12 protein-coding genes and 1 pseudogene are annotated in these 15428 nt (G+C 58.3%); 11 read left to right on the top strand and 2 right to left on the bottom strand.

Features of this window, described 5'->3' with window-relative positions; all coding sequences use genetic code 11:
- Nucleotides 1-24 precede the first annotated feature (24 nt).
- The 10 genes and pseudogenes from AB7828_RS14850 (at nt 25) to AB7828_RS14805 (ending at nt 9772) form a co-directional block, all read left to right on the top strand.
- Entirely contained in the window at nt 25-477 is a 453-nt protein-coding gene (locus AB7828_RS14850) for a hypothetical protein (protein WP_184511667.1), read from the top strand.
- A gap of 213 nt (nt 478-690) precedes the next feature.
- Nucleotides 691-1458: a hypothetical protein gene (locus AB7828_RS14845; RefSeq protein ID WP_120286831.1), complete on the top strand. Its 768-nt coding sequence runs from the start codon at nt 691-693 to the stop codon at nt 1456-1458.
- A gap of 369 nt (nt 1459-1827) precedes the next feature.
- Nucleotides 1828-2007, top strand: a pseudogene (locus AB7828_RS14840) (PilZ domain-containing protein); the annotation flags it as partial.
- Nucleotides 2008-2268: 261 nt separating this feature from the next.
- Complete coding sequence (uvrA, locus tag AB7828_RS14835; RefSeq protein ID WP_120286830.1) at nt 2269-4812, top strand: excinuclease ABC subunit UvrA; 2544 nt, start codon at nt 2269-2271, stop codon at nt 4810-4812.
- 265 nt (nt 4813-5077) lie between these two features.
- Nucleotides 5078-5485, top strand: a complete 408-nt coding sequence (locus AB7828_RS14830; protein ID WP_120286829.1) for a BLUF domain-containing protein — start codon at nt 5078-5080, stop codon at nt 5483-5485.
- A gap of 661 nt (nt 5486-6146) precedes the next feature.
- The gene (locus AB7828_RS14825; protein ID WP_120286827.1) at nt 6147-6395 is read left to right on the top strand and encodes a hypothetical protein; all 249 of its coding nucleotides are present in this window, start codon (nt 6147-6149) and stop codon (nt 6393-6395) included.
- On the top strand, nt 6395-7009 hold the full coding sequence (locus AB7828_RS14820) for a cell envelope biogenesis protein TolA (RefSeq protein ID WP_120286826.1): 615 nt from the start codon (nt 6395-6397) through the stop codon (nt 7007-7009). The genes AB7828_RS14825 and AB7828_RS14820 overlap by 1 nt, the downstream gene beginning before the upstream one ends.
- A gap of 246 nt (nt 7010-7255) precedes the next feature.
- Entirely contained in the window at nt 7256-7813 is a 558-nt protein-coding gene (locus AB7828_RS14815; protein WP_120286825.1) for an alpha-ketoglutarate-dependent dioxygenase AlkB, read from the top strand.
- Between the two features lie 28 nt (nt 7814-7841).
- Nucleotides 7842-9086 carry a DUF763 domain-containing protein gene (locus AB7828_RS14810; protein ID WP_120286824.1) on the top strand — a complete coding sequence of 415 codons (1245 nt, stop codon included), beginning with the start codon at nt 7842-7844 and terminating at the stop codon, nt 9084-9086.
- Nucleotides 9083-9772 carry an alpha/beta family hydrolase gene (locus AB7828_RS14805; RefSeq protein ID WP_120286823.1) on the top strand — a complete coding sequence of 230 codons (690 nt, stop codon included), beginning with the start codon at nt 9083-9085 and terminating at the stop codon, nt 9770-9772. Before AB7828_RS14810 ends, AB7828_RS14805 begins: the two co-directional genes overlap by 4 nt.
- Before the next feature lie 31 nt (nt 9773-9803).
- On the opposite strand, the gene rpoH is transcribed toward AB7828_RS14805, so the two are convergent.
- Both rpoH and AB7828_RS14795 read right to left on the bottom strand, forming a co-directional pair.
- Nucleotides 9804-10685, bottom strand: a complete 882-nt coding sequence (rpoH, locus tag AB7828_RS14800; RefSeq protein WP_120286822.1) for an RNA polymerase sigma factor RpoH — start codon at nt 10683-10685, stop codon at nt 9804-9806.
- 111 nt (nt 10686-10796) lie between these two features.
- Nucleotides 10797-11249, bottom strand: a complete 453-nt coding sequence (locus tag AB7828_RS14795) for an Hsp20 family protein (RefSeq protein WP_120286821.1) — start codon at nt 11247-11249, stop codon at nt 10797-10799.
- Nucleotides 11250-11910: 661 nt separating this feature from the next.
- Between AB7828_RS14795 and AB7828_RS14790 the strand changes: the two genes are divergently transcribed.
- Nucleotides 11911-15093 carry a GAF domain-containing protein gene (locus AB7828_RS14790; protein ID WP_439061893.1) on the top strand — a complete coding sequence of 1061 codons (3183 nt, stop codon included), beginning with the start codon at nt 11911-11913 and terminating at the stop codon, nt 15091-15093.
- Nucleotides 15094-15428: the final 335 nt, after the last annotated feature.

The following is a 15428-nucleotide window of genomic DNA, read 5'->3' as shown; positions in this document are numbered from 1 at the left end:
TTATAGATCGCGTTGGGGGGAATGATGCGACGTCGTATAGGAATTTGCTTTACGTTCGCCTGCCTGATCGTGCTGTGTCAATCCGTGCCGTCGCGGGCCGCGGGGGTATTAATCACACAAGAGGAGGCCTCCTTGCCGCCGCCGAAAGGTGCAGTGGTCGTCGATCGGCGCGGTGTCACGCGTGGCCCGAAGATCGAGCTCCTTTCCGGCAGCGATAACATCCAATCGCCGACTCACTTTCAGCTCAAGTTCCTGTCATTTGGTGGAGCGACGATCGATGTTACCTCCGTAAAGGTCATTTATCTTCGTACGCCGAATGTGGACTTGACGGAACGGTTGAAGGTGTTCGTTCAACCGGCTGGCATCGATATGCCGGATGCGTCTCTACCTCCCGGCGAGCACATGCTGCGCGTGGATCTCAAGGATTCTGATGGGCGCCCCGGCAGCACGAGTTTCGTCCTCAAGGTCGCGCGCTGACGCGATGGCAATCATTTGTCCGTACTGTCTTCGAGAGAACAGCGATCTCGTACTGGTCTGTGGCTGGTGTTCCAGAGACATCGCCGTTCCCGAAGCACTGGCGAGGGAACGCAAGGACCTGATTGCCAAGCGTGATGCAGCAGTGGCTAAACTTTCCCGGATCAGAACCGAGATCGCGTCCATCCGTGCGAAGCGGAAGGGCTGAGGCGTCTTATGGAATGCCCGTTCTGCACAGAGACAATCAGGGATGAAGCCATCGCGTGCAAGAACTGCTCGCGTGACCTGCGTTTCGTCCGTCCGATCCTGCTCGAGGTCCAGGACCTTGTCAGTGAAATCGACAATCTAACGCACGCGCTGGATCGGGCCGAGGTTGCGCTGGCGCGGCTGACCAGTCCGCTCCGCTACTACGTAATTCACTTTGCGGTCTATGTACTGCTGCCAGCCGTGTTACTTGTAGCCGCCCACATTGTAATCACCATCGTCCTCAATGTTGCACCGCTATATCTGCGTCTTGCATCGATCGTGATCCCGTTGCTGTTCGGAATTGCTTCGATGCCCTTCAATAAGCTTGGGCCACTCGGCGCTTGGCTGGTGGGGTTGATCACGGCCATCCTGAGTGTAGGGTGCATGTTGGTTGTTACCGGAATCAACGACAGCGTGCCGATTGTCCCGGCATCGGTCGTCGAGTGGCGTGAGGTCGGAGAATATGTAGCCAGCATCAGTTTGGCATTCCTGTCCGGCAATGTCCTCGGGATGGTTATTTTTCGAATTTTGCCGAACACATTGGCGCAGGGTGGCAAACCCAATGCCATTGCCTTTAAGGCTGCCCGCCTGCTCGGAGAGCACGTTGGCGGAGAGCAGATGAGACGTCGTGCAAGATTGATTCAGGAGTTTGCGCAGACCGCGGGACCACTGCTCGGCGCAGGTGCCGGCGTGGCTGGGTCTCTTTATACCGGACTCAAAGGTGTGATTGGATCCTAACTTCCACAAGCCAACGTGTGTTCCGTGCCGTTGGCCAAACGCGCGCCAACTCCGTCAGCTGAACAATGTTTGTTGGCCGCTCCGCAACCGTCCGCTTCTGGCGCAAAGCCGCCGTTCATAGGGCTCGCTGTCGGGGAGCGAGGACTTCTATTTCACCACGCGATAGGCCGCTCCGGCCAAATCCGTCTGGTGGCTCGCGTCGCCTAATTTTTAAATGGAGAAGCTCCGCCGGGTCTGACGTTTATGTTTTTTCCCCGTCCGTATTTGGGTTAGTGGTGCTCAATATCCTGAGGAGATAGAGCCTCCAGTGCTCCTAAGACCGCTACCAGTTTCGGCAGCGTTCGTTTCGAGCGCGGTGTCTACGTCCAAATGACGGCGATCGATGGTTCGTGGCGCCGCTCATGCGTCATGAGGGATGTATCGACATACGGAGCCACGCTGACGACTAAGGCGTCGATCGAAGGCCTTAACCTCTGCGAATTCTTCCTCCTATTATCCACTACCGGACTCGCTTCTCGCAGGTGCGAATTAGCTGGCGTCAAAGGCGATGTTTTCGAAAGGGGCGAAGAAGAAGCCTCAGTCGGTTAAAGCGGAATGGCGCCAGCAACCGATCGACCACGATGGCGCGCAGGATGGCCGCGCCCGACCAATTGCAAAGGCTTGAATAAGGATCAACTCCGGGGCGATGAAGTATGTAGTCGCTATGACAAACAATGCTACCGGCCGGAAGCTCCGTGTGGGGAACGGAACTCGTCCGCCAAAGTTTCATCTGCGGTTGATATCACACGCCAATTTGCGCGGAAGGGCAAGATGCACGCAGGAAGAGGTGGTTCGTACGGTGCCGACTCGGCCGTCGATGAGGGCTTCGTGCGTGTTCGCGGAGCTCGCGAGCACAATCTGAAGAATATCGACGTCGACATTCCCCGCAATGCACTTGTCGTTTTTACAGGGGTGTCGGGATCGGGCAAGTCCTCGCTGGCCTTCGGCACGCTCTATGCCGAGGCGCAGCGGCGTTATCTTGAGTCGGTGTCCCCTTACGCGAGAAGATTGTTCAATCAGATGTCCATTCCTGAGGTGGACGAAATCGAAGGTCTACCACCAGCCGTGGCTTTACAGCAGCAACGCGGATCTCCGACGACACGCTCGTCGGTCGGCAGCGTGACCACATTGTCGAACCTGCTGCGCATGCTGTATTCGCGCGCCGGCGACTACCCGCGTGGACAACCACTGCTCTATGCCGAGTCATTTTCGCCCAACACTCCCGAAGGAGCTTGTCCTCACTGTCACGGAATCGGTCGGATCCACGATATTACCGAGGCCTCGATGGTCCCCGATGACAAGCTCACCATACGGGAGCGAGCCGTGGCGGCTTGGCCGAGTGCCTGGCAGGGACAAAATCTGAGGGACATCCTGGTAACTCTCGGTCATGACGTAGACACGCCCTGGCGCAAACTGCCGAAGAAGACCCGCGACTGGATACTCTTTACCGAGGAACAGCCCACCGTCCCGGTATATGCAGGCTACACGCCAGCTGAGGTGAGGCGAGCCCTCAAACGCAAGGAAGAGCCGAGTTATCACGGCACCTTCACCGGCGCGCGCAAATACGTCTTGCAGACGTTCGCAACAACGCAGAGCGCGATGATGAAGAGGCGGGTTTCGCAATTCATGCTGAGCGGCCGTTGCCCGGTATGTCGGGGAAAACGGCTTAAGCCCGAAGCTCTCTCGGTCAAATTCGCAGGCTTGGATATTGCGGAACTGTCTGAGCTTCCTTTAAGGGGCGTTCGCGAATTGATCGTGCCGTATCTCGAAGGCAAAGCTCATACGCCCAAAGACCATCCGGAAAAAGCTCTCGTGGTCCAGCGCATCCTGGAAGATCTGAACGGGAGATTGGCGGTTCTGCTCGATCTCGGCCTGGGATATCTCGCCCTCGAGCGTAGCACGCCGACACTGTCCCCCGGCGAATTGCAGCGGCTCCGGCTGGCGACCCAAGTCAGGTCGAACCTGTTTGGCGTGGTGTATGTTCTGGATGAGCCCTCCGCTGGGCTTCATCCAGCCGACACCGAAGCTCTCCTGCGAGCGCTGGACCGGCTCAAGGCAGCAGGCAATTCGCTTTTCGTCGTCGAACATGAATTGGATGTCGTCCGCCACGCGGACTGGATAGTCGATGTCGGCCCCGCCGCGGGCGTTCACGGGGGCGAGGTGCTTTACAGCGGTATCCCTAAAGGACTTGCCGGCGTCGAGGCGTCTCAAACAAGGCGCCATCTGTTCGGAAACGCGACGGCCATCGACCGCACGCGCCGTCTCCCGCGAGGTCAGCTACAACTTCGCGGTGTCACCCGCAACAATCTCAACGACCTCGACGTCGACATTCCTGTCGGTGTGTTTACCGCGGTGACCGGCATCTCGGGGTCGGGCAAGTCCAGCTTGATCACTCAATTTCTGGTCGAGAAGGTTGGGGAAATATTGGGGCACAAGAGCGGCGAAGAGGACCGGGGCGCTCCGGACGAAGGAGACCTTCTGGAAACCGCCATTCAAACGCTTGGCGGCAACATCGTCGGGGGCATGGAGCACGTAAAACGTCTCGTTGTCGTCGATCAAAAGCCGATCGGGCGCACCCCGCGGTCGAATCTCGCCACCTATACAGGGCTTTTCGATCACGTCAGAAAGCTGTTCGCGGCCACGAAGCAGGCCAAGACACGGCACTATGATGCCGGCCGCTTTTCTTTCAATGTCGCCAAAGGACGTTGCGAAACCTGTCAGGGGGAAGGCTTCGTCACCGTCGAATTGCTTTTCCTCCCGTCAGTCTACGCGCCATGTCCGACCTGTCACGGGTCGCGCTACAACGCGAAGACGTTGGAAATCAAGATCCGGGACAAATCCATTGCCGACGTGTTGGGCATGACGGTGGACGATGCGCTCGCGTTTTTCGAGAAAGATGCGCTACTCGCACGTTCGCTCGGTGTCATTCGAGAGGTCGGCCTCGGTTATATCAAACTCGGTCAGTCCGCAACGGAACTCAGTGGCGGCGAAGCCCAACGGATCAAGCTCGCTACCGAATTGCAACGAGCTCAGCGGGGGGCGGCACTATATGTACTGGATGAGCCGACGACTGGATTGCATCCCTCAGACATCGAAAAGCTAATGCTGCAGCTTCAAGGCCTGGTGGATGCCGGTAACACGGTGGTCGTCGTCGAACACGATATGGCAGTGGTCGCCGAAAGTGATTGGGTAATCGATATGGGCCCCGGCGCAGGCAATGAGGGCGGATCCGTCGTGACCGCTGGCGAACCGCAACATGTTGCGCGCAACGCCGAAAGCCGCACGGCCAAATTTCTGGAAGCCTCAATCGGTTAGAGACCCGATCAACTTACTCCCGTCTTTCTGAAGAAGCCGGCGCCAGACATGGCTTATCGCAACGTCACCGGGATCGTACCGTAAAATGGGGTGATGCGGGCATTGAAGCCGCCGTGGTCATGGACAAGTCGGCGGGCCAACCGTCAAACTTGATGACACCTGTTCCGGTGAGCTCAGGGGCGCGGCCGGTCAGGGGAGGCGTGATCGTCTACGGCACGATTGAACTCTTTTTGGAACCCGGCGTTGACGGGTATGGAGGTCGTTCGTGTTTCGAATTTTGTATCTTAGCACTGCAAATGAGCCATTTTCATCCGGGGATCTTTCCGAGCTACTGCAAAAGGCAAGGGCCCGGAATGATGCGGCGCATATAACAGGCATGCTTGTCCATTCGGACGGCGACTTTCTTCAGGTGCTTGAGGGAGAGCCGGATAATGTAATCGAAGTTTACAGCCGCATCAGCGTCGATCCGCGGCATCGAGATATCAGCTTGCTCCAGCGCGGCCTTGCATATGGTGATCGACTGTTTCCGAACTGGGCAATGGGCTTCAAGCGGGTGCCGGATCAGACATTAGTTAACGAGGCCGTTGGGTTGAACGGCCGTGTGAAATTGCGATATCTAGATGCTATGTCGGCTCTGGATTTCCTGTTGGCGTGCAGCCAAAACCAGACCTAAACAATCCCTCAGATGGGCGCCCTGAACTTGAGATGGACCTCCAACCTGATGTCTGGCACCTGAGGGGAAGCGCCGAAGCCGCGTGCGTCTCCACGAATGATGGTCCCGGCGAAGCTCAGCGTCGCCTCGTCCAGCCCGAACAGGGACGGGATTTCGTTGGCGTGACGCGATGTCCGCACAGTCGCTTCGAACTTCCCGTCTCGTTGCGAGTAAGCGCCTTTGTACAGCAGAGAAGAATCGCCCCCAAGCAAAACGCCGTCACAGAGCACGACGACGCCGGCACCTCCGGACCCACCGAGACCGGCATTGAACGCAATGCTATAGAGCCCATTTTGTAGCAACGACCTACGCCCTTTGGCCGCGGTGGATAGCTACTTGCAATCGCTCAACTCGCTGTCTGGTTCCATCGACCCGAGGCTTTAGAACACGCCTTCGAAAGTCCGGCGACCGCCGGTATCGCCGATTGGTGGCGGAAGCTCTGACGCAAGGCATGGTGAATGCCTTTCCGACCGAGAAGGAACTCAAGAATAGCTTAGCTGTTTTCAAGCCGTGCCCGACGATGACAACATTCTCGAATGTCAAAACACCGAAACGGCATGTCTGATTTCCGGTCAACGCCAAATCCCATTCTCGGGACGAAATTCCCTAGAGAGACGCGACTATGTCGAAGAACACGAACGACGCCGAGACTCTATCCATATGGGCGACGGATATCCTCCTTGAGGCCCACGCCATCGCGCCCTGTCCGGATCACGGCTATCTGCGCCTTCGTCACAGCCACCATGCCGTGGATTATGCAAGATCGATCGCCGAACATCGAAAGTTCTCCGGTAAGAACAAGGAGCAACGGGTGAAAGCCATCGAGAAAGTACTCGATGGCCTAGCGGACACCTGTCCGGCCTGCGAGTGATGGCCCGGAAGCTCAAGACCTACCAGACATCGATCGGCTTTTTCGACCTGGCCGTTGCCGCGCCGTCCATGAAGGCCGCGCTCGAGATCTGGGGCGCCGACAGCAACCTGTTTCACCAGGGCTTCGCCGAGGAGACCGACGACCCTGCAATCGTCTCGGCAACAATCGCGCATCCCGGCATCGTTTTGCGGAGAGCAGTCGGCACCAATGGCGCGTTCAAGGAGACGAGCGAACTTCCGAAAGGCCTTGCGGCCGGCAAGAAAGTGTCAATTCCGCGGAAGCGGGTGGCTCCTCAGGCCAAAGCGACCAAAGTCGACAACGCGGAAGCACGTAGAGCCGCGGCCATCTTCGACAAACAGCAGCGGAAACGCGAAGCCGACCAGCGCAAGGAAGAGCGAGCCAGGATCAAGGAGCGAGACCGGAAAGCAGCGCAGGTTGCAAGCGCACAAGTAGCCTTTGATGCCGCTGAACAGGAGCACGACGCGAGAGATGCCGCGATACAGGCGGAACGCGACGAAATCGACAATCGCACGGAGGCCGAACGACGGCGCTGGGAGCAGCAACGGGAGAAGCTGGGCGCCGCGCTACGTCGGGCCAAGAAGGGCGGCGACTGAGGCGGGAATTGGAACGGAACTCAGATTGTTCGGTTTCGTAACCATGCAGCCTCGCAACATGGATACAATCTTCATTGCAACGGCTTTTCCACTGGCGCTTATTCTCCTCGCGATCGCGTACGCCCCGTTCTTATTTGGTTGGTTATGATGTGCGGGATCCCCCTGACCTTTGACTTTGCGCTGCGGCTCCATAAGTAGGTCGTAGATCCACAGCCTTGGTAGAATCCACTGTCCGACCAATTCAGTTTGTTTGCGGAAAACACGCCAGGTCCCGATGGACTCCGGTATGCCGAAGACTTCGTTTCGGCAGCGGAAGCGCTCGACCTTATAGCCCAAGTGGCCGACTTGCCCCTCCAGCCGTTTCAGTTCGGCCAGTATGAGGGCAAGCGTCGCGTAGCCTCCTTCGGGTTCAGCTACGACTATACGGCACGCCACCTCGTTGAAGCCGAGCCAATTCCTCAATGGCTCTCCGATGTCTCACATCGCGTCGAGACTTTCGGTGGACCCAGTACGCGAATACAGCAAGTCCTCTGCACCGAATACGACGTCGGCGTCGGGATCGGTTGGCACAGGGACAAGCCGCACTTCGACCGGATCTTCGGCCTGTCGCTGGGCGCGATATGCAAGTTCGGATTTCGCAGGCCCGCTTCGACCAAGTTCGAGCGTTTCACCCTCGAAGCGAAGTCTCGTTCGATCTACATGATGTCCGGCGAGGCGCGGTCGGTATGGGAACACAGCATTCCGGCCGTCGAAGCCAAACGCTACTCCATCACCTTCCGGACGATGGTCGAGCGTAGCCCCTAAATGGCAAAGAATCGGATATCGAGGACGAATGGCGAAACGGACCGGCAGCGCCGATCTTCCTTTGCATGGTGGACGGGTTCCGCCATGGCTGGCCTCGCGCATGTCAGCGCTCGGTGCCATCGTCACCCAGGCGATCGTCCACCATTACGGTCGCGACGAATTTTTGCGGCGGCTGTCCCATCCGTTCTGGTTTCAATCCTTCGGTGCCGTGATGGGAATGGACTGGCATTCGTCCGGGATCACGACCAGCGTCATCGGTGCTCTCAAGCGCGGCCTAGGTCCGCTGCAGGACGAACTCGGCATCCACGTCTGCGGAGGTCGGGGCCAGCATTCGCGGAAAACTCCTGACGAACTTCACGCGCTCGGCGACCGCATCGGATTCGACGGGGCCGCCCTGACGCGCGCGAGCCGTCTCGTCGCCAAGGTCGATAGCGCAGCGGTCCAGGATGGCTTCGATCTCTACCTGCACGGCTTCTTCGTCACCGACGAGGGCAAATGGACGGTGGTCCAGCAGGGCATGAACGGCGACAAGAAACAGGCCCGTCGCTATCATTGGCATTCCGAGAACCTGACGAGTTTCGTCGATGAACCGCACAGCGCCATCGATGGTCCGTTTCAAGGAAACGTCGTCAATCTGACGGATGGGCGCGCCGCGCCTTCCCGAACAGCGCAACTGGACCTGCTGATGGCTTTGGGGCCCGACGGCATCGTCGACGAGTTCGCGGCGCTGACTGGCAGCGCGCCTGCCCAGCCCCTCCTGCCGCATCTCGTCATGCCGGCGCATCACGATGTCCGCTCGAGCGATGTGTTCACCCGGCGCCTTCATGGCACGCTCGCCGCGGCTTCCGAGCGCGGGCCGCTCGACTTTCCCGAGCTACTGCTCACGCCGGGCGTCGGCGCACGGACGGTCCGCTCGCTTGCGATGGTGGCCGAGGTCGTCCATGGCGCGCCGTACCGCTTCCGCGACCCGGCGCGGTTTTCACTCGCCCATGGAGGCAAGGATCGTCACCCGTACCCGGTGCCGATCAAGGTCTACGACGAGACCATCCGCGTGCTGAAGACAGCCGTCCAGAACGCCAAGCTCGGCCGAGACGAGGAGATGCAGACTCTGAAACGGCTCGACGACCAGGCTCGCCGCCTCGAACAAACGGCAAGCGGTCCGTCCTTCGAGGATTTCGTGGATGGCGAATTACAGGCATCCTCCGCGCTCGGCGGTCGCTCGGTCTTCGGCTTGGAGGAGGAGCGATTCGGCGAGCGCTCGACAGCGAAATGAACACCCGGCTGCCGCGCGTAACGCCCCTGACGCTGAAGAGCAAGGACGCGCTCGCGCTTTCAGCCCTCCTGATGAACCCGCGGAACGCGCAAGCCTGTTTCGTCTTCGCCCACGGTGCAGGCGCAGGCATGACGCACCCGTTCATGGAAGATGTCGCTGCAAAGCTTTATGGCCATGGCATCGCGACCTTGCGCTTCCAGTTCCCGTTCATGGAGAAGGGCAGCAAACGCCCCGACACTCCGGCTGTTGCGCATGCGGCCATACGATTGGCCGTGGCGGACGCCCGCCGTCGATGCCGCGGCATGCCTATTATCGCGGGTGGCAAGTCATTCGGCGGGCGCATGACCTCGCAGGCGCAAGCAGAAGATCCGATCGAAGATGTGCGCGGGCTGGCCTTTGTCGGTTTCCCCCTACATCCGACCGGTAAACCTTCGATCACAAGGGCCGAACACCTTGCAGGCATTCGGATCCCCATGCTCTTCATCCAGGGAACGCGTGATAAGTTGGCGGAGCCCGTGCTCCTTCGCCAAGTTTGCAAGGGACTGAGATCGAGGGCAACCTCTCACCTAATCGATGGCGCCGATCACGGCTTTCATATCCCGGCCCGCAGCGGACGGACCGACCAGGACGTAGTGGCGGAAATTGCGCTCACCATCTCCCAATGGGTGGAGCGCTTGGAAAGCTAATGTCGCCCCCGTCGAGCCCGCTCGGATCGAATTACTTCGCGCCCATGTCTCCGGCCAGCAAAGCTGCATACGCCCGGGCCTTTTCGAGTGCCCTGACTTCCACCTGCCGCACACGCTCGCGTGACACGCCCAGTTCTGCGGCCAGGTCGTCAAGTGTAAGAGGGGTATCCGACAGCCATCGTGCTTCGATGATACGCTGCTCTCTCGGTTTCAGATGGGCGAGCGCTTGCCCGAGGATCTGCCGCCTCCAGTTAAGTTCGCTGCGTTCCGCGACGTCGTCTTCAAAATTCGACGTTGGGTCGGCCAAGCGCTCCTGCCACTCAGCGCCTTCTTCTTCGTCCACTCGTGAAGCCGCATTGAGCGACATGTCTCCGAGGAACCGCCGGTTCATCTCAATGACCTCGCGTTCAGGCACATTCAAGCGGCGCGCTATCGTTGCTACGTGGTCGGGCTGCATATCGCCTTCTTCGACCGCTGCGATCTTGCTCTTCAAGCGACGCAGGTTAAAGAACAGCCGCTTTTGGGTGGACTTGGCGCTAATCTGGACGATCGACCACGACCGCAGGATGTAATCTTGGATCGTTGCCTTGATCCACCAGGTGGCGTAGGTCGCAAGCTTGAAACCTTTAGACGGATCAAATCGCTTCACGGCTTGCATCAGGCCGATGTTGCCTTCCGAAATGACATCAGCGATGGGCAGCCCATAGCCGCGATAGCGCATCGCCAATTTGGCGACCAGCCGGAGATGGCTGGTCACAAGATGATAGGCAGCGTTCCTGTCGCCGTGTTCGCGTAAGCGCCTGGCGTAGGCGAGCTCCTCTTCAGGTTTGAGGAGAGGAAACTGCTTGATCGCGGTGAGATAGTTTGTAAGGCCTTCTCCAGCGGCCAAGGCTGGAAGTGCGAACTGGGTCATCCCTGCCTCCTGTCGATTTCGCGAGTGATCAACGCGCCATGCCAAATGTCGCGCAAATCCGCGACGGCCGAAGCCATCGCGGAACGATTGCACGAAGTGATCGAATAGGCGTCAGGCCGCCTTGGCTTCAAGTTGCTCGACGTTTGAGCGCGGACCTGCGTTGATGGCGATCTTTCGCGGCTTCATGGCCTCGGGAATCTCGCGGATCAGGTTGATCTGCAGAAGGCCGTTCTCGAAAGTCGCGCCGGTTACCTGGACATGGTCGGCGAGGTTGAATTGCCGCTTGAACGCGCGACCAGAAATGCCCTGGAACAGGAAGTCGCGCTTCTGTTCGCCTTTGCGGCCCTCGACCGTCAGAACGTTCTGCTCTGCCGTCAAGCTGATCTCGTCCGGCGAAAAACCCGCCAGAGCAAGCGAGATGAGGTATCGGTCATCCCCGACACGTTCGATATTGTATGGGGGGAAACTGTCCTCGTTCGCGCGCTGAGCGGCATCCACGAGGTCAAACAGGCGGTCGAAGCCAATGCTTGAGCGCCAAAGCGGAGCAAAGTCGTAATTCTTCATAGCCAAATCCTCCAATGAGCAAGATGGGTATGAGCGGGCGCCGGACACCCCCGGCGTCCGCCTCACGCTGGACCCAACCTCTGGCGTCCAGCGCACCTAAAATAAAAAAAACTGGCGGAAAGTTTCAAGGGGGGTGGGGCAAATTTTTTTGGCTTCCGCGCGGGCGAATTCTTGACCGCCCAGTCGACCGCTCTACATCGCTGATCGCCGTCTCAAACAGAAAGGAGTGAAGGAGGCGACCACTAAGCTTACGTCGATCCATGACGCCTAGTAAGGGGCGATTAGCCGATCGCGGTCGAGACGACTGATCCCGCCAGATGCGGCGGGCTCCTAGCGCCGACGGGGGCGTTTCACCACTGGCTTTCCTTCTTCGACGGCAATGCCATCCGATGCCCAAGCGGTATGAACGCATTCCTTGTCTGGGATGAACGGACTCCTCAACTCTCTGACAGCCGCAAACCCTATCAGCTGAATATTTGGCAATCGCGGCGGTCAGCTAACCTGGCCAAACGGATAATTGGAACCTGACGGCCGGCAACGAATTGACCAAATTCCGAATTTTATTGAATTTATGGGGTCACGTGAGCCTTTTTCTCAGTCCCGTTCGAAACGCTTCGAGTCGTCGCGACCTTGTACAGCTGCCGCCAGCTGAGGCCTTCGCATGACGGCAATGATGGCTTCGGGGCTGCGCAGTGATGTGCTATCCGCATTGGGCGATCATATCCGCCAGATATCAGACCCTGACGATCTTGCGTACTCCGCCGCGGAGACCTTGGGGCGGGCTCTCGGTGTCAGCCGCGCGGGTTACGGCACGATCGACCTTTCCGCTGAAACCATTACGATAAGCCGGGACTGGAATGCGCCGGGCATAAAAAGCCTGGCTGGGGTTCTGCAATTCCGGGATTACGGCAGCTACATTGAGGACTTGAAGCGCGGCGTAACCGTGGTGTTCGCCGACGCCGAAAAAGATGGTCGGGTAGGACATCAGGCGAAGGCCCTTGAGCTTATTTCGGCACGCGCCTTGGTGAACATGCCCATCCTTGAGCCAAACGGCGTGGTGGCATTGCTCTATCTCAACAATGCCGAAGCACGAGAATGGTCAGACGCCGAACTTGACCTCATGCGGGAGGTCGCTGACCGGACCCGGACTGCGGTAGAACGGCGTAGGGCAGAGGCAACTATTCGGGCGAATGAAGCCCGTCTTGTCTTTCTGGATGACCTCGGCAAAGAAACTGCGAAGTGCCGGAGGGCCGACGAGATTCTATCAGTCACGACCCGGATGCTAGGCCAGCACCTCAATGTGTCTAACTGCGCCTATGCCGACATGGATGAAGATCAGGATGGCTTTACTATTCGCGGCGACTGGGCAGCACCTGGCGCGAAACACATCTTAGGTCACTACAGCCTTGCTGACTTCGGCAGAAAAGCTGTTCAGGAGCTGGGTAACGGCCGACCGCTGATCATCAATGACAATCTTGAAGAATTGGAGCCGGAAGAAGCCCGAACCTTCCAAGATATTGGGATCGGATCCACTATTTGCATGCCCTTCGTGAAAGAGGACCGCTTAACGGCATTGATGGCAATACATCATCAGGCCGCCCATCGCTGGGCGGCTGGCGAGCTGGCCCTGCTTGCGGAGGTTACCGAAAGGTCGTGGGCTCATATCGAGCGAGTCCGTTCAGAAGAAGCCGCGCGAGAAGCCGCAGAACGCCTCAGCCTAGCTAACAACGCAGCCGGTATCGGAACGTGGGACTTTGACCCGGTAAATAACGTCCTTCGCTGGGACGCGAGATGCAAAGCTCTGTTTGGCCTTTCATCCGAAGCCGAGATTTCATATGAAAAATCGTTTCTTGCGGGGCTGCATCCTGACGATCGCGAACGCGTTCATCGCGCGGTGACCAACACCTTGGACCCCTCCTCCTCGGCTGCATATCGCATCGAGTATCGGACGATTGGAATCGAGGACCGGATCGAACGATGGCTCGCCGCAACGGGTGACGCAATATTCGTCAATCACAACGCAGTGCGCTTTGTTGGCACTGTCATTGATATCACGGCGCGCAAGAAATCCGAACGACATCTCAGGATCTTGAATGACACGGGGGCAACCGTCGCCAGGGAACGCAATCTCGAGACCATCGTCCAGACCGTTACGGATGCCGGCCTGGAGCTCTGCGGTGCGGAATTTGGCGCGTTCTTCTACAATGTTCTCTCGCCCGAGGGCGAGAGCTACATGCTCTACGCGCTCTCCGGCGCGCCCCGGTCTGCATTCGCGAATTTTCCGATGCCGCGGAATACAGCAGTGTTTGAGCCGACGTTTCTTGGCACGGCGGTTGTACGATCAGAAAACATCCTCGCCGACCCGCGATACGGCAAGAACGCTCCCCGCAAAGGAATGCCCGAAGGCCACCTTCCGGTGCGCTCGTACCTTGCGGTACCGGTCATCTCACGCACCGGTGACGTTTTGGGGGGGCTGTTCTTCGGCCATCAGGAAATCGGCAAGTTCCAAGAAGAGCATGAGGCTGCTCTCTTGGGGATTGCGGGACACGCGGCGACGGCCATCGACAATGCGAGGCTGTTTGCGGCTGTCGAAAGGGAGCTCGCCGAGCGAAAACGGGCCGAGGCGGAGCTGCAGGCGCTCAATATCGATCTCGAGCAGCGCGTGGCCACAGAGATTGCCGAACGTTCGAAGGCGGAGGAGCAGCTGCGACAGGCCCAAAAGATGGAGGCGGTTGGCCAATTGACTGGCGGGATAGCTCACGACTTTAACAACATGCTCGCCGTGATCATCGGAGGCTTGAATCTAGCCCGCCGGAAGCTGGCAAAGGGTGACATTGACATCACCCGCTTCATTGACGGAGCCTTGGACGGCGCTAACCGGGCCGCTACCTTAACCCAGCGCTTGCTGGCTTTCTCCCGCCTGCAGCCCTTAGCTCCAGAAGTCATCGTAGTGAATCGTATGATCGCGGGTATGAGCGAGCTTCTCGATCGGTCGCTGGGCGAGACCATTGCAATCGAGACAGTGCTCGCAGCGGGGGTGTGGAACGTCCAAGCCGATCCGGCTCAACTTGAGAGCGCTTTACTCAACCTCGCGGTCAATGCGCGGGACGCGATGCCTCAAGGAGGAAAACTCACGATCGAAACGATGAACGCGTCTGTGGATGCGGCGTATGCCCGACAATACTCAATTGAACCGGGACAGTTCGTTCTCATCGCAGTGACCGACAGCGGTACCGGTATCAACAGCGATGTGCTGAGCAAAGTTTTTGATCCGTTCTACACGACCAAAGAAGTCGGAAAAGGCACGGGCCTTGGCCTTAGTCAAGTATACGGCTTCGTGCGTCAGTCGGGCGGTCATGTGAAGATTTATTCGGAACTTGATGTTGGCACCACCGTAAAAATCTACCTGCCGCGTTTCTACGGCGAGGTTACGACCGATGCTTCGACTGGCGCGGTGCGCGCAGACGTGGGGCAGCATCAAGAGCTGGTCCTGGTGGTTGAGGACGAAGAACGCGTGCGAGCGATCTCTGTCGAGACGCTTCGAGAACTTGGCTATTCGGTCATAGAAGCTGCAAGCGCGCGAGAAGCCATTCACCTCATTGAGAACGGCTCACGGCCCGATTTGGTTTTCACGGACGTTGTGATGCCCGAAATGACAGGCAGTGAGCTCGCAAAAGTCCTCCAACCGCTGTTGCCCGACGCCAAGATTTTGTTCACCACGGGCTATACGCGAAACGCCATAGTCCATAATGGCGTTCTGGATGCGGGTACGCATCTCATCTCAAAGCCTTATACAATCAACGATCTTGCAGAAAAGGTCAGGGCGTTGCTTGACGGCCTCTAAAACCAAAGCTGCGGCGCCTTAAGCTGAACGAAAACAACAGATACAGGAGCTCCGGCAGCCGACGTATTCCCCTCGATCGACGCGATCAATTGACGCTCCTCGGCTAATGCCCATCGGCCAGATCGAAGGTGCACGGAAGCCTCAATATCGGGAACAGACAGGAAATCGATTGGGATATCGCACTTGGATTATGTAAACAGAAGTGGTTGATTTGGTTCCGCTCCAAGATTGATGAGTGCAGATCAACAGGTCTCGCCGCGTCAGGTTTTTCGACGATTCCCCAATTTATTGCATCTTGACAGTGCAAGTCAGATCGAGGAAATGCGGCCTCCCGC

This window comes from Tardiphaga sp. 215_C5_N2_1 (genome assembly GCF_052076055.1).
Lineage (GTDB): Bacteria > Pseudomonadota > Alphaproteobacteria > Rhizobiales > Xanthobacteraceae > Tardiphaga > Tardiphaga robiniae.
Note: the sequence above shows the minus strand (reverse complement) of the source record. Positions and strands in the feature narration are given on the sequence as shown.